Origin of the sequence: uncultured Sulfitobacter sp. (genome assembly GCF_947500075.1) — a bacterium.
GTDB lineage: Bacteria > Pseudomonadota > Alphaproteobacteria > Rhodobacterales > Rhodobacteraceae > Sulfitobacter.
Genome location: NZ_CANMQS010000003.1, coordinates 268,003 through 285,190, shown reverse-complemented (window position 1 = coordinate 285,190; position 17,188 = coordinate 268,003). Strand labels below are relative to the sequence as shown.

Genomic DNA, 17,188 nt, shown 5'->3' with positions numbered 1-17,188 from the left:
GCGCGGATCGCCACCTGAACGGAACCTACTGGCAGGGCGACAATGCGACTGATCACCTACATCGAAAACTTGGCCCTCTGGATCGGCTGCGCGGCTTTGCTCTTGATGGGCCTGATTGTGACCGGCTCGGTGATCGGGCGGGGAATGTTCAACCACCCCGTCCCCGATGATCTGCTGCTCATCGGCTTGCTGATGGTCTGCGTTATCGTCCTGCCGCTGGCCTATGTGGAGCGTCAGAAGGGGCACATCGCAGTCACTGTTATCGCCAACCTTTTGCCCCTGCGCGTTCAGGCCATCCTCGCGGCTTTCGGAAATCTGCTCTTCGGTCTCTTTCTCGGGACGATGGGTGTTGTCGTGGCCAAGAAGGTGCCTTCCGAGATTGCCCAGAACCTCTATTACGACGGCCAGCTCGACGTGCCAACCTGGCCGATGAAGTGCATCTTCGCCTTCGGCGTCGCTGCCTTCCTGCTGAGGCTCACCATGAACACCTACGAAAGTCTGCGTGAGGCCTACCGCCCCGGCGGGCAGGACAACTAAGGCATGGATCCGCTCACAGTAGGTATCATCGGCCTCGTCGCCAGTCTCTTGCTGCTCGCCCTGCGGGTGCCGATCGCCGCATCCCTCGGTGTTGTGTCCTCCGTGGGGATCTTCATCATCTTCGCCTGGCGGCCCGGAGCGGAATTCGCCCCCCAATGGGCCTGGCAGCCGACCTTTTCATTGATGGCGAACAATCCTTACGCCTTCATCACCAGTTCGACGCTTTCGACCATCCCGCTTTTCATCTTCATGGGCCACCTCGCCTACGAGTCCGGCTTCACCACCGACATCTACCGCGCCGCCAGACTGTGGCTGGCCAAGCTGCCCGGTGGCGTGGCCATGGCATCCGTCATGGGCTGTGGCGGTTTCGCGGCGATCACAGGGTCGTCCGTGGCCTGCGCCGCCGCCATGGGCCGCATCGCCATCCCCGAGATGCTGAGCTTTGGCTATGCCAAATCATTGGCGGCAGGCTCGGTCGCCATCGGCGGCACGCTTGGGTCGCTGATACCGCCCAGCGTGCTTTTCATCCTTTACGGTATCTTCGCCGAGCAATCGATCGCCAAACTATTCATTGCCGCCATTATCCCCGGTCTGATCTCGCTCGCCGCCTATATGCTGGTCATCTACATCTGGGTGCGCATGCGTCCGCAGGATGCGCCCGTCCCGAACGAGGAAATCACCCGCCCGGCCCGCATGCGTGCGCTGCGCGATTGCTGGGCGATCATCGCGATCTTCGTTGTCGTGGTGGGCGGCATCTACATCGGACTTTTCACGCCGACAGAGGCCGCGGGCATCGGTGCTGCGGCAACTCTCTTTCTCGGGGTGATCCTAGGGCGCCTGAAACTGAACGGCATCTATGCCGCCCTGAAAGAAAGCGTCTTTCAATCCTCGATGATTTTTGTCATCGCGATTGGCGGCAAACTCTTTGTCAACTTTATCGCCCTCACCGGAATGGCCGCCGACATCACCGCATGGATCGAAACCTCCGGCGTTTCGCTCGTCATGGTGATGGCACTGATCGTATTGCTCTACATCTTCCTTGGCATGTTTCTCGATTCCATCGGTATCATTCTGCTGACCCTGCCCCTGACGATCCCTATCGTGGAATCGTTTGACCTCTCGCTGATCTGGTTCGGTGTCGTTGTAATCAAGCTGCTCGAAATCGGACTGGTGACACCGCCCATCGGGCTGAACGTCTTTGTGATCAAGTCCATCGTCAATGACCGCATATCGCTCGAAGCCATCTTCGGCGGTGTCTCCTGGTTCCTGTTGGCGGAAGTATTCGTCCTCGGTGCCATTCTGTTGATCCCAGCCCTGTCGCTGTACCTCACAACCTTTGTTTAAGAGGCGGGGCGACCGACGCAGGGGCATGCCAGAAACGCAGATTGTTGCGGTGAATTTCATGTCTTCGTCAGCAAACGCGCAATTGACCTGCACTGCCTTGATCTATCGCCTGCAGGGCAGAACTTGCAGGATTCGAGGATGAGCTCGGCAGTGATTGTTGATCCCGGCATTGCCCGCACGCTGATCGAGGACAGCCTGAGCGAGATCGCCATCCCGATGCTGCTGATCAACCTCCGCGAAGAAGGGACAATTACCGCCGATGTGTATGCGGGCAGTGCGGCATCCCCGGTTCCGCAGTAGCAATATGGTCTGGTTCCGGATGCCACGCATTTCAACTGACTGGCTGCGTGTAAGCCAGCCGGACCGCGTATCCGTGAGAATGAAGGAGAAATGGACCCGTTGTGTGAGGATGCAGGTGCACGCTCGCGCGCGACCTTTCACGCCAAGCTTTCGGATATGATCGTCAGCCATCTTCGTGATGAAGCTTCATCGACCAGCGGTCATCGGGAGGCATGCAACCAATGATCGTTTTGCCCCGCAAAGCACACGTCTCCGGCTGCAACCTCACCGATCCCGGAACTGCGCCTCACGCTTCTCCACAAAGGCCGACATGCCTTCTTTCTGGTCTTCCGTCGCGAACAGCGAATGGAATACCCGGCGTTCAAACAGCAGACCTTCGCGCAAAGGCACTTCATAGGCGCGGTTCACCGCCTCTTTCACCACCATCACCGTGATCATGGATTTCTCCGCGATCTTGCCTGCGGCACCCATCGCTTCATCCATCAGCTTTTTCACCGGCACCACGCGGGACACCAGCCCAGACTGCTCTGCCTCTTCAGCATCCATGAAACGGCCGGTCAGGTTCATATCCATCGCTTTGGATTTGCCGATCAGTCGCGTCAGGCGCTGCGTGCCGCCGATGCCGGCAACCACGCCCAGATTAATCTCGGGCTGGCCAAATTTCGCCGTCTCCGACGCAATGATAAAGTCGCACATCATTGCCAATTCGCACCCGCCACCCAGCGCATAGCCGGAGACCGCCGCGATGATCGGCTTGCGCACGCGCATGATCTGATCCGTCTCAGCCGTGAAAAGATCACCCGAGAAGACATCGACAAAGCTCTTGTCCTTCATCATCGCAATGTCGGCCCCGGCGGCGAAGGCCTTCTCCGAGCCGGTGATCACGATGCAGCGCACCTTGTCGTTTTCCTGGCACCCGTTCAGCGCATCCGCCAGCTCTCCCAACAACACATCGTTGAGCGCGTTCATCGCGTCGGGTCGGTTCAGGGTGATCAGGGCAATATGGTTGTCTACGTCAAGATTGATCGTTTCATAAGCCATCAAGAATGCTCTTTGGTTGTTGCTCAGACCATCGTGCATATCACGGGGGGGGCGTGGTTCAAGCTATCTTTGACAGGTTGGGCAATAGAAGGACGACCGGCCTGACTGCACAATCCGCCTGATGGGCTGGCTGCAATCGGGGGTGCGGCAGGGTGCACCTTCGCGGCCATAGACATCAAAGTTGTGTTGGAAATACCCCAGTTCCCCATCGGCTTGCCGGAAATCGCGCAGCGATGATCCGCCTGCCTCAATCGCCTCTGCCAGCACCTGCCGGATGATCGGCACCAGCGCCGCGATGCGGGGTTTTGAGATGCGCCCGGTTTTGCGCGCGGGGTGGATGCGTCCCCGGTAAAGCGCCTCGCAGACATAGATATTGCCCAGCCCGGCCACGATTTTCTGATCCAGCAGCGCCGATTTTACAGGCATCATGCGGCCTTTCAGAGCAGCAATCAGATGCGTTTCGTGAAAATCATTCCCCAGCGGTTCCGGCCCCAGCACGGCGAGCAGCTTGTGGCTGGCGGCGGTCGCCGTCTCCATCAGGTCCATCGCGCCAAAGCGGCGGGGGTCGTTGAAGGTGATCCGCGCGCCGTTGTCCATGTGCAACACAACATGGTCGTGTTTCTCCGGCGCGGGGTGGTTGTGCGCAAACTGCCCCAGCGGATCGCCTGACACCAGCATCCGCCCCGACATACCAAGATGGATCAGAAGCGATTCCCCCGACGCCAGATCCGCAAGGATGTATTTCGACCGACGGCGCAGTTGCAGGACCTTTTGCCCGCTTAGCCGCGCAGACATATCCACCGGGAACGGCCAGCGCAGATCGGGCCGGTTCACGTCCGCCTGCGCGATCACCGCACCCGTCATGGCGGGGGCCAGACCACGCATAACAGTCTCTACTTCGGGAAGTTCGGGCACTATTTCTGCGCCTCCATTTGGCGGGTGGCGAGGGTCATCATCAGGCGTAGCTTGGGATCCTCCACCGCGAGATGGTCAAGCAGTTGGCGGTATCCGGTCATGCGCGCCGGAATTTTGAGCCGCTGCCCGTCGTTGAAAGTCAGCGTGACCCCTCCGAGGATCGTCTTTGACAAAGGCGCAACCGACGTGAGGGTCGAAAGCGGCGCGGAGACGCGGCGGGCAAAAAGCCTTGTCCGTTCGATTCGGCCATCATAGATGCGGATGCGGTCAAACGAGCGGATAAAAAGGACAACTGCAAGCAGGGCGAAGACGGCGCTGATCGCAACGCTGGCCTTGTCCCTTAAGGTCAGCGGCGCGTTGCGGGTCGCCAGGAACAGCGCACCGCCGCCAAAAAACACAAAGGTCCAGACAGAAACCCAGAGCATCTTGGCAGGTTTCATCACCAGCACAGATGTGGTTCCCACTCCGGTTTCGTGTGTTTTGGTGCCCGCCTTGGCGTCGGTGGTCCATCCGGCGTAATTGTCGCGCGCCGCGCGGCGCATACCCTTGCCCAGCACACGCCATTTTAGCCAGATCAGAATCAGGCCAACGACAAAGATCGGAAAAAACACCTCTGGCGCGGTGCGCGCGGCCTCGACCACCGCCAATGCCTTTTGCCAAATCGCTTCGAATATCCACATCTGGTCTAACCGGCCTGCGTCAAAAGGAAGTTTGTATCTGCCCATCTGAGGCTATATCCCCGCTTTAGCAAGGCAGAGGCAAGACCATGACCGACAAAACCACCCATTTCGGTGCCCGTGAAGTCCCCGAGGACGAGAAGGCGGGCATGGTCCGCGACCTGTTCTCGGACGTGGCCAACAAATACGACATCATGAATGATGTGATGAGCGTGGGCATCCACCGCATCTGGAAAGAGGCGATGATGGATTGGCTGGCACCGCGCGCGGGGCAGAAGCTGCTGGATGTAGCGGGGGGTACGGGCGATGTGTCGTTCAAATTCCTCAAACGCGCGGGGCATGGGCATGCAACGGTCTGCGACCTGACCGAAGGGATGCTGATCGAAGGCCGCAAGAGGGCGGAAGCCGCTGCAATGGCGGACAGCCTTGATTGGGTGGTGGGCGATGCGATGGCATTGCCGTTCGAGGACAATACCTTTGACGTCTACACCATCAGTTTCGGCATCCGGAATGTGACCCGGCCCCAGGAAGCGCTGAATGAAGCGTTCCGTGTGCTGCGCCCCGGTGGCCGCCTGATGGTGCTGGAGTTCAGCCAACTGCCCAATCCGATGATGCAAAAGGCCTATGACCTCTACAGTTTCAACGTGATCCCGCGCATGGGACAGCTGATCGCCAATGACCGCGACAGCTATCAGTATCTGGTGGAATCGATCCGCAACTTCCCCGATCAGGAGACATTTCTGGACATGGTCCGCACCGCCGGGTTTGAGAACGCAAGCTATCGCAACCTGACAATGGGCATTGCAGCCCTGCATTCGGGGTGGAAAATCTGATGTTCTGTCAACTGGTTGTGGTTAACGCTGCATTAAGCACAACTGTCCCCGCGGGGACAGCCTGATGCGCGGTCCACACAACATCTGGCGGCTCATTCGCACCGGCGCCACGTTGGAGCGCACAGGCGCGATGAATGTGGTGCTCGATGCGTTTGAGGCGCCGCCCGCCCTGCGGTTTGTCGCCCGCGCGTTGGGTCTGCCGTTCAAGTTCCTCGGCCTGAAGGGGGATCCGACGATGCCGCCTGCGACCCGTGCGCTGACGGCGCTGGGCCCGGCCTACATCAAGTTCGGTCAGGTCTTGTCGACCCGGCCCGATGTGGTGGGGGATGAGCTGGCGGTGCAGCTGCGCGTGTTGCAGGACAAATTGCCGCCTTTCTCCATCGCGGAGGCCAAGGCAGAAGTGCAGCGGGAACTTGGTCTGCCGGTGGATGAGTTATTCTCGGAATTCAGCGAACCTGTGGCAGCGGCGTCGATTGCGCAGGTCCACAAGGCGCGGCTGGCGGACAACAGCGAAGAAGTAGCGGTCAAAGTGCTGCGGCCGGGGATCGAGAAGGCGTTTCGCAAGGATGTGGACGCCTTTTATCTGGCCGCCCGCATGGTAGAGATTTTCGCCCCCGGCGCACGTCGGCTGCGCCCGATGGAAGTGATCGAACATTTCGACGGCGTGGTACGGGGGGAGTTGGATCTGCGTCTGGAAAGTGCCGCTGCGTCCGAGTTTGCGGCGAATACGGAGAAAGACGACGGGTTCCAACTGCCTCAGATCAAGTGGAACCTGTCGGCCCGCCGGGTGATGACGCTTGGCTGGGCAGATGGCGCACCGATGGGCGACAATGACGCGATTGACGCCGCAGGCCATGACCGTGTGGCGCTGGGCAACCGGGTGTTGCAGTTGTTTTTGAACCACGCCCTGCGCGACGGGTATTTCCACGCGGACATGCACCAGGGCAACCTGAAGGTCGCGCCCAACGGGGACATCATCGCCTATGATTTCGGGATCATGGGCTATCTGGATGAGTATACGCGGCGGGTCTATGCAGAGATCCTCTATGGCTTTATCCGGCGCGATTACAAACGGGTGGCGAAGGTGCATTTTGAAGCGGGTTATGTGCCTGCGGACAAGGATGTTGATGAATTCGCCCGCGCCCTGCGCGCTGTGGGAGAGCCGATTTTCGGCATGGATGCCACGCGCATCTCCATGGCGCGACTGCTGACCTATCTGTTTGAAGTGACAGAGCGTTTCGGGATGGAGACACGGACCGAGCTGATCTTGTTGCAGCGCACCATGGTGGTTGTCGAAGGCGTTGCCCGGTCGTTGAACCCGCATATCAACATCTGGGAAGTCGCAAGTCCGATTGTCACCGATTACATCACCAAATCCATCGGGCCACGCGCGGCATTGAATGATCTGGCCAGCACGGCGATGGTGTTGGCGCGCTTTGGCCCCCGTTTGCCACAGCTGGTGGAGGATGCCTTGCTCCGCGCCAATGAAGAGACGCCGCCACGGCCGACGTTCTGGCGGTGGATTGTTTTGGCCGGGGCAGGCGGTCTGGTTGGTGGGGCCGTCGTGTTCTGGCTGTTGGATCGGGTCTTTTAGAGTCTTCTATGAGGGGCTCTGCCCCATCGGCCCGAAGGGGGCCGATTCCCCGGGTTTTTTGAACCATTTGGAAGGGGCGGTCGGCGTAGCGCTATGGGGTCAGGGCAATGCGGCCTTTGGGTGTGAGCGTCCAGCAGTCTTTGCCTTCAAAGACGGCGGTGGTCAGGGGTTTGCCGTAACCCGCGCCGCTGTCGAGATTGACCCGGTTGCCGTAGTGCTGTGCGCGTTCCACCGGCGTGTGGCCGTGCACGATGATCTTGGGATGGGGGTAGCGGACGGCGTGGAATTCCTTGCGGATCCACAGCAGGTCTTCGATGTCTTGCTCGTCCAGCGGCACACCGGGGCGGATGCCTGCGTGGGCGAAGAAGAGGTCATCGGTTTCATAAAAGGGCGTGAGGCTGTTGAGCAGATCGACGTGGGATTGCGGCACGGCAGCGCGTGCTTGGGCGTGTACGTCGAGTTGGCGGTTTCGTTCCGAGAAGTCAATGCCATAGGAGGCCAGAGTCGTGTCCCCGCCGAGCCGCGGGTGCAGCCAGTAGAGGTCGATGGGCAGATAGGCGTCGTGCAATGGGTATTCGTGCATGAACCAAGCAAACATCCGGTCGTGGTTGCCGCGCAGAAGGGTCCAGTTGCGGTCGTCCGCGCGGCCCTGCACCAGCAGATCGAGCACGCCTTTGCTGTCCGGACCGCGGTCGGTGTAATCGCCAAGGAAGACGACATGCGCGTCAGGCCCACCGTCGGCTTTGATGAGGTCGAGCGCGGCGTGCAGGGCGTCAAGCTGGCCGTGGATGTCGCCAATGGCGTAGAGCGGTGTTGTCATGGGCGCAGGCATAGGCTGCGTGGCAGCAGATGAAAAGGGCGGGCCTTGTGTGACCCGCCCTGTATCTGTTCAGGCGACGTCGAATTGCAGGGGTTTCACTTGCGTGAACATGCCGGTTGCTTCGAGCTTCCTGATCACCGGGGCGGGCACGGGTTCATCGACATAGAGAAGTGCGATCGCCTCGCCTTTCACCTCCGCCCGGCCAAGGGTAAAGTTCGCGATGTTCACGCCGTTTTCGCCCATGGTCTGACCCAGGGTGCCGATGATGCCCGGCACGTCTTCATTGGTGGTGTAGATCATATGCGCGCCGATTTCGGCATCGATCTGGATGCCTTTGATCTGGATGAAGCGCGGTTTGCCGTCGGAGAACACGGTGCCCGCAACGGAACGCTCGCGTTTGTCGGTGACGACAGTGACTTTGATATAGCCGTCGAAGACACCGGATTTGTCCTGATTGGTGGTGCTGATCTGGATACCCTTTTCACGCGCGACCACCGGGGCGGAGACCATGTTCACGTCCGGATTGGCGCGTTTCATGATGCCCGCGACGACGCCGCAGTTGAGCGCTTCGAGGTTCATTTCAGCAACGGAGCCATCATAAAGGATGTTGATGGCTTTGATCGGCTCGTCCGTCATCTGGCCGATGAAGGCACCAAGGTGACCGGCGAGGTTGATCCACGGGGTCATCACTTTGGCTTCTTCCGCCGTCACCGAGGGCATGTTCAGCGCGTTGGTTACGGCACCCGTGAGCAGATAGTCGGACATCTGTTCGGCCACTTGCAGGGCGACGTTTTCCTGCGCCTCGGTCGTCGCGGCACCGAGGTGTGGGGTGCAGACCACGTTGGGCAGGTTGAAGAGCGGGTTTTCGGTAGCGGGTTCGACCTTGAACACGTCAAAGGCCGCGCCTGCGACATGGCCGGATTTCAGCAGATCGGCCAGCGCCTCTTCATCCACCAGACCGCCACGGGCGCAGTTGATGATGCGCACGCCTTTCTTGGTTTTCTCAAGGTTCTCGCGGCTGAGGATATTCGCCGTCTGATCGGTGAAGGGTACGTGCAGGGTGATGAAGTCAGCGCGTTTGAGGAGTTCGTCCAGTTCGACTTTCTCGACGCCCATCTTTTCGGCCTTTTCTTCTCCGAGGAAGGGATCGTAGGCCACGACCTTCATCTTCAAACCGCGCGCGCGGTCGCAGACGATGCCGCCGATGTTGCCCGCACCGATGACGCCCAGCGTTTTGCCGGTCAGCTCCACACCCATGAACTTGGATTTCTCCCACTTGCCCGCGTGAGTGGAGGCGGAGGCTTCGGGAACTTGCCGCGCGACAGCGAACATCATCGCGATGGCGTGTTCGGCGGTGGTGATCATGTTGCCGAAAGGCGTGTTCATCACGATCACGCCTTTCTTGGAAGACGCGTCCTTGTCGATGTTGTCGGTGCCGATGCCCGCGCGGCCGATGACCTTGAGGTTGGGCGCATTGGCGAGGATTTTCTCGGTGACCTTGGTGGCGGAGCGAATGGCGAGGCCGTCATAATTGCCGATGACTTCGGCCAGTTTGTCCTTGTCCTTGCCCAGATCGGGCTGGAAATCGACGTCGATGCCGCGGTCGCGGAAGATTTGCACGGCGGCGTCGGAGAGTTTGTCGGAGATGAGTACTTTGGGGGCCATGGGAGCGGTCCTTTTGTTGAATGGGGTGCGCGTGGGTTTCACCCACCCTACCGGCGTAGGGTGGGTGAAACCCACCGTTGATTATGCGTTGATTTCGGCCTCGAAGGCCCAGGCGAGCCAGGGCAGCATCGCGGCGATGTCGGATGTTTCCACCGTGCCACCACACCAGATGCGCAGGCCCGGAGGGGCATCGCGGTAAGCGCCGATGTCGAGCGCGACGTTTTCATCCGCGAGACGCTTGGCGACAGCTTTTGCGAAGGCGGCACCATCGGTGATGCGGTCGTCGGTGAACTTCAGACACACCGAGGTGTTGGAGCGCGTCGCGGGGTCACTGGCGAGGAAGTCGATCCAGTCATGTGCGGCAACGAAATCCGCAATCGCGCCGGCATTGGCATCGGCGCGGGCGATCAAACCTTGCAGGCCGCCGACTGATTTCGCCCATGTTAGAGCCTGAATATAGTCCTCGACGCAGAGCATGGAGGGCGTGTTGATGGTCTCGCCCCGGAAGATGCCTTCGTTCAGCTTGCCGCCTTTGGTGAGGCGGAAGATTTTCGGCAGGGGCCATGGCGGTGTGTAAGACTCCAGCCGTTCCACCGCGCGGGGGGACAGGATCAGCATGCCGTGGGCGGCTTCACCGCCCAGCACCTTCTGCCAGGAGAAGGTGGTCACATCGAGCTTGTCCCACGGCAGGTCCATCGCGAAGGCAGCAGAGGTCGCGTCGCAAAGCGTTAGGCCCGCGCGGTCGGCCGGGATCACATCGCCGGATGCCACACGCACGCCGGAGGTGGTGCCATTCCACGTAAAGCAGACGTCATGGTCGTAGTTGAGCGCCGCCATATCAACGATCTCGCCATAGTCAGCCGTATGCGTGGTCGCTTCGATCTTGAGCTGCTTGACCACATCGGTGACCCAGCCTGCGCCGAAGCTTTCCCATGCGACCATTTCCGCAGGGCGCTGACCCAGCATGGTCCACATGGCCATCTCAAATGCGCCGGTGTCGGACGCAGGCACGATGCCGATCTTGTAGTCGGCAGGCACGCCGAGGATCTCGCGCGTGGTCTCGATCGCTTCCAGCAGCTTGGCCTTGCCGGGGGCCGCACGGTGGCTGCGGCCCAGCGGTGCGCCGGACAGCGATTGAAGCGTGAATGTCGGGGGTTTGGCACAGGGGCCGGATGAAAAACGCGGGTTTGCCGGCCGCGTGGCCGGTTGTTGAATAGTCATTCCTGTTATCCTCACAGATATGCGCCCTTCGTTGGGGAAGGGTGTCCCACGGACCGAATTACGGCGGGGTGGGCACTGGCACAAGGCGCTAAATCACGCTAGAGCGCCGGAAACAGACTATTTCTGCCCGCGAATGTCGCGGATCGGAAACTTTACCCGGAGAACCAGATGTTTACAGCTGTTCTGTTGACTGCGCCCAACCCCGTTGCACCGCTGGCACCTGAGATGGTGACCGCGTTGCGCAATGCCTGGGGGGGCAGTGATCTGCGGTGGTTGGCGCCGGGGGAGGCGGTCGAGTTTGATATGCCGGGGGCACCAGGCAACCGCTGGGATGTCTGGGCGGATGTGCAGGGGCAGGGTGTGGACCTGGTGGTGATACCGACCGCAGGGCGGCGCAAGAAGATGCTCCTGGCGGATATGGACAGCACCATGATCCAGCAGGAATGTATTGATGAACTGGCCGATGAAGCGGGCGTAGGCGCGCGGGTGAAGGACATCACTGCGCGGGCCATGAATGGCGAATTGGATTTCGACGGGGCGCTGCGGGAGCGGGTTGGGTTGTTGCGGGGGCTGAACGCGGCTGTGATTGATCAGGTTCTGGCGCAGCGCATCACCTACATGCCCGGCGGCAAGACCCTGCTGGCGACGATGAAGGCGCGGGGCGGGCATGCGGCGCTGGTATCGGGCGGGTTCACCGCCTTTACCTCTGCCGTTGCTGCGCATCTGGGGTTTGATGAGAATCGCGCCAATACGCTGCTGATTGAAGATGGGAAGCTGACCGGAGAAGTCGGGGTGCCGATCCTTGGGCGACAGGCCAAGGTCGATGCCTTGGAGCAGATCACCACGCGGTTGGGGATTGCCGAAGATGATGTGATTGCTGTGGGGGACGGGGCCAATGATCTGGGCATGCTGGACCGTGCCGGGCTGGGTGTGGCGCTGCACGCCAAGCCAAGCGTGGCGGCGGAATGCGAGGTCCGGATCAACCACGGGGATCTGACCGCGCTCCTGTATGTGCAGGGCTATGCGAAGGCGGATTTCGTCGGCTGAGCGCAGGGCGCGTCGCGAAAGAGGGCAAAATCTGATATACTCCCCCCTTCAACACCAAGGGGGAGAGAACAGATGCCTGATTTCATGCTGGCCTATCACGGTGGCAAGATGCCGGAGACTCCGGAAGAAGGAGCCAAGGCGATGGCGGCTTGGGAGGCCTGGTACAAGGACATCGGAGAGAACGTCGTGCATCCGGGCAATCCGGTGGGCATGTCCAAGACGATCAGTGCCACGGGTGTGGCGGACAACGGCGGTGCAAACCCGCTGTCGGGGTTCACGATCATCCGGGCGGACGACATTGACGCAGCCTGCAAAGTGGCTGCGGCCTGCCCAATGGTGGCGGATGGCAGCGGCACCGCCGAGGTCGCGCCAATTGTAGAGATGTAGATCAGATCAGGCCGGGTGCTGCTTTCATGGTTCCGGTTCTGATCCCGCGCCAGTTTTCAATCGGCGCGTTCATCCGTTTGATCGCGGCAGGGTGGTTGGCGTCCAGCACCCCCAGCCGCACCAGCAGCGCGGCGATCCCACATTCTGCCGCCCGCGTTGTGCCGCAGGCCGCTTTGAGCGCGATGCCCATGTGTTGTTCCGGCAGAATGGCGATGAAGTAGCCTTCGGCACCCGTCTTCAACGCGACCTTGCCGTCCGTTGCGCGCATCAACTCCGTGCAGGCGCGCCCCTCTCCTGCGACCAGTTCGGGATGCAGGCGCATGGCTTGGTGCAGGCGCGCTTCGGCAGATCCATCGGGGGCCGCAGCAAAATGGGCCATGGCACGGGCCATTCCTGTCATGGTGCAGGCAAAGTTCGGGGCCGAACACCCGTCGATCCCGTATCCGGGCGAGGATTCATCGGTCACACGCTCAAAGGCTTCAAGGCAGGCCTGTTGGACGGGATGGTCAATCTCGACGTACTCCGGGCCTGCGCCCAGATGCTGTGTCAGCGTCAGAAATCCTGCGTGTTTGCCGGAGCAATTGTTGTGACACTGGCAAGGGGCCTCATCAGCGCGGATCAACGCGTCCCGCGCGGTTTTGTCCGCGGGGGTTTGCGGTCCGCACCGCAGCGCATCATCGGTCAGATCACGCGCCGCAAGCCATGCGTTCACAAGATCCGTATGGATCGCAGCCCCCTGATGGGAGGCGCAGGCAACGGCAAGGTGCCGTGTGGTCAGACCCGCCGCCTCAGCCGCGCCGGATTGGATCAGCGGCAGGGCCTGGATCATCTTGGACGAGGACCGTGGCAGCATCATCGCATCCGGATCGCCCCAGCTTTCCACGACCTGACCCTTGTCACCGCAGATCACCGCATGCCCTGAATGGACGCTTTCAAGGAAATCACCACGCCAGATTTCCGCGAATGGCGCTGGGTTGCTCATGAATTTGTGTCCTTTTTCTTGGCAAAAAGCCGCCAATGGGCTCTTTCGCCTGTCGCCTCTTTTACGTTAGTATGTTTGATGAACAAAAGAGAACAGTCCCGTGATGGAGAGCGGCGCAAAACCCGCCAAAGGGTCTGCATGTATTGAGGTTTGGGAAGTCTGGAGGCTGAACAGATGAAATTTTTGAAGACGATTGCCGTGGGTGCGGGTCTGGCCTGTGTGCTGACAACGGGTGCATTTGCACAGGACCAAAGCACCAACCGTGTCGCTGCCAAGACCGACTGGAGCGTGTTTGTTGAGGACAACCCGACAGAGTGCTGGGGCGTGTCCACACCGAAGGAGACAGTGAATTCCCGCGATGGCCGCGTTGTGGCGGTGAACCGGGGTCAGACCTTGCTGATGGTCTTTTATCGTCCGTCCGCAGGTGCCAAGGGTCAGGTGGCTTTCACGGGCGGTTATCCTTTTGCGGATGGATCCACGGTGAACCTGAACATCTCTGGCAACGCGTTTGAATTGTTCACCGAAGGGGAGTGGGCATGGCCGGCCACCACAGAGGATGACGCGCGGATCATCACGGCGATGAAACGCGGTGCGGATGCGGTTGTCACGGGTGTGTCCGGGCGTGGGACCAACACCAAGGACACGTTTTCCCTGCTGGGCTTTACCGCAGCGGTCGAGGATGCGGCAAAGCGCTGCGGCGGGTAAACCGCAGCGCTGGTATCAGGCAACCCGCATCATCAGGACCATCGCCAGCAGGGCAAAGCCGATCCCTGCGATCTCACGCGGATAAAGCACCTCTCCGAAATATGCGACACCGATGGCGCAGAGCGCGAGAAGCGTCAGCATGGAATAGGCCACACCTGCTTGCGACAGCGTGACGTGATGCAGGGCGTAGAACCACATCAGGGCGGATACGGCGTATAGAATGCATCCCGACATCACCAGTCCCGACATAACGCCGTGACCCCGGTCTGCTGCAATCTTGATCAGGTAGTCGCCGAAAATCACCAGTGCGGCGGTGCAAAATGTAAAAATCAAACCTAGAGTGATAGGCATAATCGTCTTCCTCTCTATAGCATTGCGCATTGCCCCTTTGAGTTTGCCTGTCATCCCAAAAATTTGGACAACCGGCGAAGGGCGCTGCTTTTTAAAAATTGGTCTTAAGAATGGGGAACACTCTGGCCTTTGCACCTTTGAAGCGCAAGTAGGGCATCCCTTACCTTGCAGTCCCTTTTTGCAAATCCCGCGCGACCCTATATATCAGGCGCTTCACCCCTAACCCGTGAGTCGTCCCCATGTCAGCCACCGCACCGATCACTCAAGACGTTCATACCATCCCGCGCAAACTGCCCGAAGGGCCGCAGAACCTTGTGGGTCTGACGCGCGCGGCCATGCGCGATGTGCTGATTGCCAATGGCACGCCGGAAAAGCAGGCGAAGATGCGGGTGGGGCAGATCTGGCAGTGGATCTATCAGTGGGGCGTGCGCGATTTTGCGGAGATGACGAACCTTGCCAAAGCCTACCGGGCGGAACTGGCAGAGAAGTTCGTGATCGAGGTACCAGAGGTGGTCACCAAGCAGGTCAGCGAAGACGGCACGCGCAAGTATCTGGTGCGCATCGCCGGCGGGCATGAAGTTGAGGTTGTCTATATCCCGGAAGAGGGGCGCGGCACGCTTTGTGTGTCCTCTCAGGTCGGGTGCACGTTGACCTGTTCGTTCTGCCATACTGGCACCCAGAAGCTGGTGCGCAACCTGACAGCGGCAGAGATCATAGGGCAGGTGATGGTCGCCCGCGATGATCTGGGCGAATGGCCGGAGATCGGCGCGCCGAAGGATGAGACGCGATTGCTCAGCAATATTGTGCTGATGGGCATGGGTGAACCGCTTTACAACTTCGAGAACGTGCGCGACGCGATGAAAATCGCGATGGATGAAGAGGGCATTCAACTGTCCCGCCGTCGCATCACCCTGTCCACCTCCGGCGTGGTGCCGGAGATTGAGCGGACGGCGGATGAGATCGGCTGCCAACTGGCGGTCAGTTTCCATGCGACCACGGATGAAGTGCGCAACACGCTCGTGCCAATCAACAAGCGCTGGAACATTGAGGAGCTGCTGGCCTCCCTGCGCACCTATCCGCGCGGCCGCAACTCAGAGCGGATTACGTTTGAATACGTGATGCTGGACGGGGTGAACGACAGTGACGAAGACGCGCACCGCCTGATCAAACTGATCGAAGGCATCCCGGCCAAGATCAACCTGATCCCCTTCAACGAATGGCCCGGTGCACCCTACAAGCGGTCGTCCAACAACCGCATCCGGCGCTTTGCGGACATCATCTACAAGGCCGGTTATGCTTCTCCGATCCGGACGCCACGGGGGGAGGACATCATGGCCGCTTGTGGCCAGTTGAAGTCCGCCACGGAGCGGGCGCGCAAGTCGCGCAAGCAGATCGAGGCAGAAGCCGGTCTGGGCAGCGCAGGCTGACCCGAGGTCATTGGTTAAAATCTGTTTGCTGCTGGAATGTGGCAGTGTGTTGGGCTGGAAATCTCGCGCAGGATTTCGTTCATACCGTTGATTTACAGTGATAGTTTCGCTTTGACGGTATGCTGTCTCAAAATCGCAGGCATCACGAAATGACCTTCTTTCTGCCAAAAACGTGAACGATTTTCGCCACGACCCCCCCGCAGTCTCTCTTCATTGCAAAAAGCGATTAGGAGACTTCAGATGTCTGCACCGTCTACCAAAGACCCCTTTATCATCGCCCAGGTGATGGAACTTGTGATCCGCGAGCGCGAACATGCTTTGTCGCCTCGTGAATGGCAGCACCGCCTTGCGGGCTATGGCTATGCCGTGCGCGAAACGGACGAGGGCCATGTGGTTGAAACACTGCCACACCACATTGAAATCGGTCTTTTGCCCGAAGAAGCGCCCGCCGCAGCCCACTAAGTCGAACGGCCCGGCACTTTCTGCCGCGCGGGGGCGCGTTCCCATTTGGCAATTTCCGCCATGGCGTCCTCTGCCGTTTCGACAAATTTGAACAGATTGAGATCTTCAGCTGAAATCGTCCCGGCGTCTGCCAACGCCTCCCAGTTGATGATCTTTTTCCAGAAATCAGTGCCGAACAGCAGGAAGGGCAACGGCTCCATCCTGCCGGTCTGAATGAGCGTGAGCGATTCAAACAGCTCATCCATCGTTCCAAACCCACCGGGAAAGACGCAAATCGCCTTCGCGCGCATCAAGAAGTGCATCTTGCGGATGGCGAAGTAGTGGAAGTTGAAACACAGCTCAGGCGTGACATATTCGTTCGGTGCCTGCTCAAACGGCAGCACGATGTTCAGACCGATAGACCGCCCGCCTGCATCCAGCGCGCCAAGGTTTCCGGCTTCCATCACACCGGGGCCGCCGCCGGTGACAATCACATCTTCGGCGCCACCGCTTTCCATCGACTTCAGCGTCATCAGCCGCGAGAACTCCCGCGTCTCTTCATAGAACCGTGACAGATCGGCCAATGTCTCCGTCCGGGCAGAAGCCTTGTTTTCCGGCGATGGAATACGCGCGCCACCAAACAGCACGATGGTCGATTGAATCCCTTCCTCATCCAGCATCATCTGCGGTTTCAGCAGTTCCAGTTGCAAACGCACCGGCCGCAGTTCTTCGCGCAGCATGAAGTCATTGTCGGTGAACGCCAGTTGGTAGGCGGATGCGCGCGTTTGCGGCGTATCTGGCGTGACCTGTACGGCCTGCCGGTCTTCAATCGCGTCCCGCAGGGGATGGCGGCGGTTCTCTCGTGTCATCGTGGTCTCCGGATGATGCTGGCAAGGCGTTG

General features: G+C 60.0%; 19 protein-coding genes. 10 read left to right on the top strand and 9 right to left on the bottom strand.

The window, feature by feature from the left end:
• Positions 1 to 42: 42 nt before the first annotated feature.
• The 3 genes from Q1A91_RS11290 to Q1A91_RS11280 all read left to right on the top strand — a co-directional run bounded on the left by Q1A91_RS11290 (position 43) and on the right by Q1A91_RS11280 (position 2,181).
• The gene (locus tag Q1A91_RS11290) at positions 43 to 537 is read left to right on the top strand and encodes a TRAP transporter small permease (RefSeq protein ID WP_299876890.1); all 495 of its coding nucleotides are present in this window, start codon (positions 43 to 45) and stop codon (positions 535 to 537) included.
• 3 nt (positions 538 to 540) lie between these two features.
• Complete coding sequence (locus Q1A91_RS11285; protein ID WP_299876887.1) at positions 541 to 1,881, top strand: TRAP transporter large permease; 1,341 nt, start codon at positions 541 to 543, stop codon at positions 1,879 to 1,881.
• Between the two features lie 138 nt (positions 1,882 to 2,019).
• Positions 2,020 to 2,181, top strand: a complete 162-nt coding sequence (locus Q1A91_RS11280; RefSeq protein WP_299876884.1) for a hypothetical protein — start codon at positions 2,020 to 2,022, stop codon at positions 2,179 to 2,181.
• A 264-nt stretch (positions 2,182 to 2,445) separates the two neighbouring features.
• On the opposite strand, the gene Q1A91_RS11275 is transcribed toward Q1A91_RS11280, so the two are convergent.
• The 3 genes from Q1A91_RS11275 to Q1A91_RS11265 all read right to left on the bottom strand — a co-directional run bounded on the left by Q1A91_RS11275 (position 2,446) and on the right by Q1A91_RS11265 (position 4,862).
• Positions 2,446 to 3,222, bottom strand: coding sequence for an enoyl-CoA hydratase (locus Q1A91_RS11275; RefSeq protein WP_299876881.1), 777 nt, complete (start codon positions 3,220 to 3,222; stop codon positions 2,446 to 2,448).
• 63 nt (positions 3,223 to 3,285) lie between these two features.
• A complete protein-coding gene (gene mutM, locus Q1A91_RS11270) occupies positions 3,286 to 4,137 on the bottom strand; it encodes a bifunctional DNA-formamidopyrimidine glycosylase/DNA-(apurinic or apyrimidinic site) lyase (protein WP_299876878.1) in 852 nt (283 codons plus the stop codon).
• Positions 4,137 to 4,862: a hypothetical protein gene (locus Q1A91_RS11265; protein ID WP_299876875.1), complete on the bottom strand. Its 726-nt coding sequence runs from the start codon at positions 4,860 to 4,862 to the stop codon at positions 4,137 to 4,139. The genes mutM and Q1A91_RS11265 overlap by 1 nt, the downstream gene beginning before the upstream one ends.
• A gap of 41 nt (positions 4,863 to 4,903) precedes the next feature.
• On the opposite strand from Q1A91_RS11265, the gene ubiE reads away from it, so the two are divergent.
• Both ubiE and ubiB read left to right on the top strand, forming a co-directional pair.
• Positions 4,904 to 5,647, top strand: coding sequence for a bifunctional demethylmenaquinone methyltransferase/2-methoxy-6-polyprenyl-1,4-benzoquinol methylase UbiE (gene ubiE, locus Q1A91_RS11260; protein ID WP_299876872.1), 744 nt, complete (start codon positions 4,904 to 4,906; stop codon positions 5,645 to 5,647).
• A gap of 64 nt (positions 5,648 to 5,711) precedes the next feature.
• Positions 5,712 to 7,241, top strand: a complete 1,530-nt coding sequence (gene ubiB, locus Q1A91_RS11255) for a 2-polyprenylphenol 6-hydroxylase (protein WP_299876869.1) — start codon at positions 5,712 to 5,714, stop codon at positions 7,239 to 7,241.
• Between the two features lie 91 nt (positions 7,242 to 7,332).
• On the opposite strand, the gene Q1A91_RS11250 is transcribed toward ubiB, so the two are convergent.
• From Q1A91_RS11250 to Q1A91_RS11240, 3 genes are all read right to left on the bottom strand, one after another.
• The gene (locus Q1A91_RS11250; RefSeq protein ID WP_299876866.1) at positions 7,333 to 8,061 is read right to left on the bottom strand and encodes a metallophosphoesterase family protein; all 729 of its coding nucleotides are present in this window, start codon (positions 8,059 to 8,061) and stop codon (positions 7,333 to 7,335) included.
• A gap of 69 nt (positions 8,062 to 8,130) precedes the next feature.
• Entirely contained in the window at positions 8,131 to 9,726 is a 1,596-nt protein-coding gene (gene serA, locus Q1A91_RS11245) for a phosphoglycerate dehydrogenase (protein WP_299876863.1), read from the bottom strand.
• Between the two features lie 81 nt (positions 9,727 to 9,807).
• A complete protein-coding gene (locus Q1A91_RS11240; protein WP_299876860.1) occupies positions 9,808 to 10,947 on the bottom strand; it encodes a phosphoserine transaminase in 1,140 nt (379 codons plus the stop codon).
• A 168-nt stretch (positions 10,948 to 11,115) separates the two neighbouring features.
• On the opposite strand from Q1A91_RS11240, the gene serB reads away from it, so the two are divergent.
• Together serB and Q1A91_RS11230 are read left to right on the top strand one after the other, a co-directional pair.
• Entirely contained in the window at positions 11,116 to 11,994 is an 879-nt protein-coding gene (gene serB / locus Q1A91_RS11235) for a phosphoserine phosphatase SerB (protein ID WP_299876857.1), read from the top strand.
• A 72-nt stretch (positions 11,995 to 12,066) separates the two neighbouring features.
• Positions 12,067 to 12,381 carry a YciI family protein gene (locus Q1A91_RS11230; RefSeq protein ID WP_299876852.1) on the top strand — a complete coding sequence of 105 codons (315 nt, stop codon included), beginning with the start codon at positions 12,067 to 12,069 and terminating at the stop codon, positions 12,379 to 12,381.
• Between the two features lies 1 nt (position 12,382).
• On the opposite strand, the gene Q1A91_RS11225 is transcribed toward Q1A91_RS11230, so the two are convergent.
• On the bottom strand, positions 12,383 to 13,363 hold the full coding sequence (locus tag Q1A91_RS11225; RefSeq protein ID WP_299876849.1) for an asparaginase: 981 nt from the start codon (positions 13,361 to 13,363) through the stop codon (positions 12,383 to 12,385).
• A gap of 174 nt (positions 13,364 to 13,537) precedes the next feature.
• Here Q1A91_RS11225 and Q1A91_RS11220 point away from each other — a divergent pair, with 174 nt between their 5' ends.
• Positions 13,538 to 14,068: an invasion associated locus B family protein gene (locus Q1A91_RS11220; protein ID WP_299876846.1), complete on the top strand. Its 531-nt coding sequence runs from the start codon at positions 13,538 to 13,540 to the stop codon at positions 14,066 to 14,068.
• Between the two features lie 15 nt (positions 14,069 to 14,083).
• Here the strand turns inward: Q1A91_RS11220 and Q1A91_RS11215 are convergent, their stop codons facing one another.
• On the bottom strand, positions 14,084 to 14,419 hold the full coding sequence (locus tag Q1A91_RS11215) for a hypothetical protein (RefSeq protein ID WP_299876843.1): 336 nt from the start codon (positions 14,417 to 14,419) through the stop codon (positions 14,084 to 14,086).
• A 239-nt stretch (positions 14,420 to 14,658) separates the two neighbouring features.
• On the opposite strand from Q1A91_RS11215, the gene rlmN reads away from it, so the two are divergent.
• Together rlmN and Q1A91_RS11205 are read left to right on the top strand one after the other, a co-directional pair.
• Complete coding sequence (gene rlmN, locus Q1A91_RS11210; RefSeq protein WP_299876839.1) at positions 14,659 to 15,846, top strand: 23S rRNA (adenine(2503)-C(2))-methyltransferase RlmN; 1,188 nt, start codon at positions 14,659 to 14,661, stop codon at positions 15,844 to 15,846.
• A gap of 240 nt (positions 15,847 to 16,086) precedes the next feature.
• A complete protein-coding gene (locus tag Q1A91_RS11205) occupies positions 16,087 to 16,308 on the top strand; it encodes a hypothetical protein (protein WP_299876837.1) in 222 nt (73 codons plus the stop codon).
• On the opposite strand, the gene Q1A91_RS11200 is transcribed toward Q1A91_RS11205, so the two are convergent.
• The gene (locus Q1A91_RS11200) at positions 16,305 to 17,156 is read right to left on the bottom strand and encodes an LOG family protein (protein WP_299876834.1); all 852 of its coding nucleotides are present in this window, start codon (positions 17,154 to 17,156) and stop codon (positions 16,305 to 16,307) included. The genes Q1A91_RS11205 and Q1A91_RS11200 overlap by 4 nt on opposite strands.
• Positions 17,157 to 17,188: the final 32 nt, after the last annotated feature.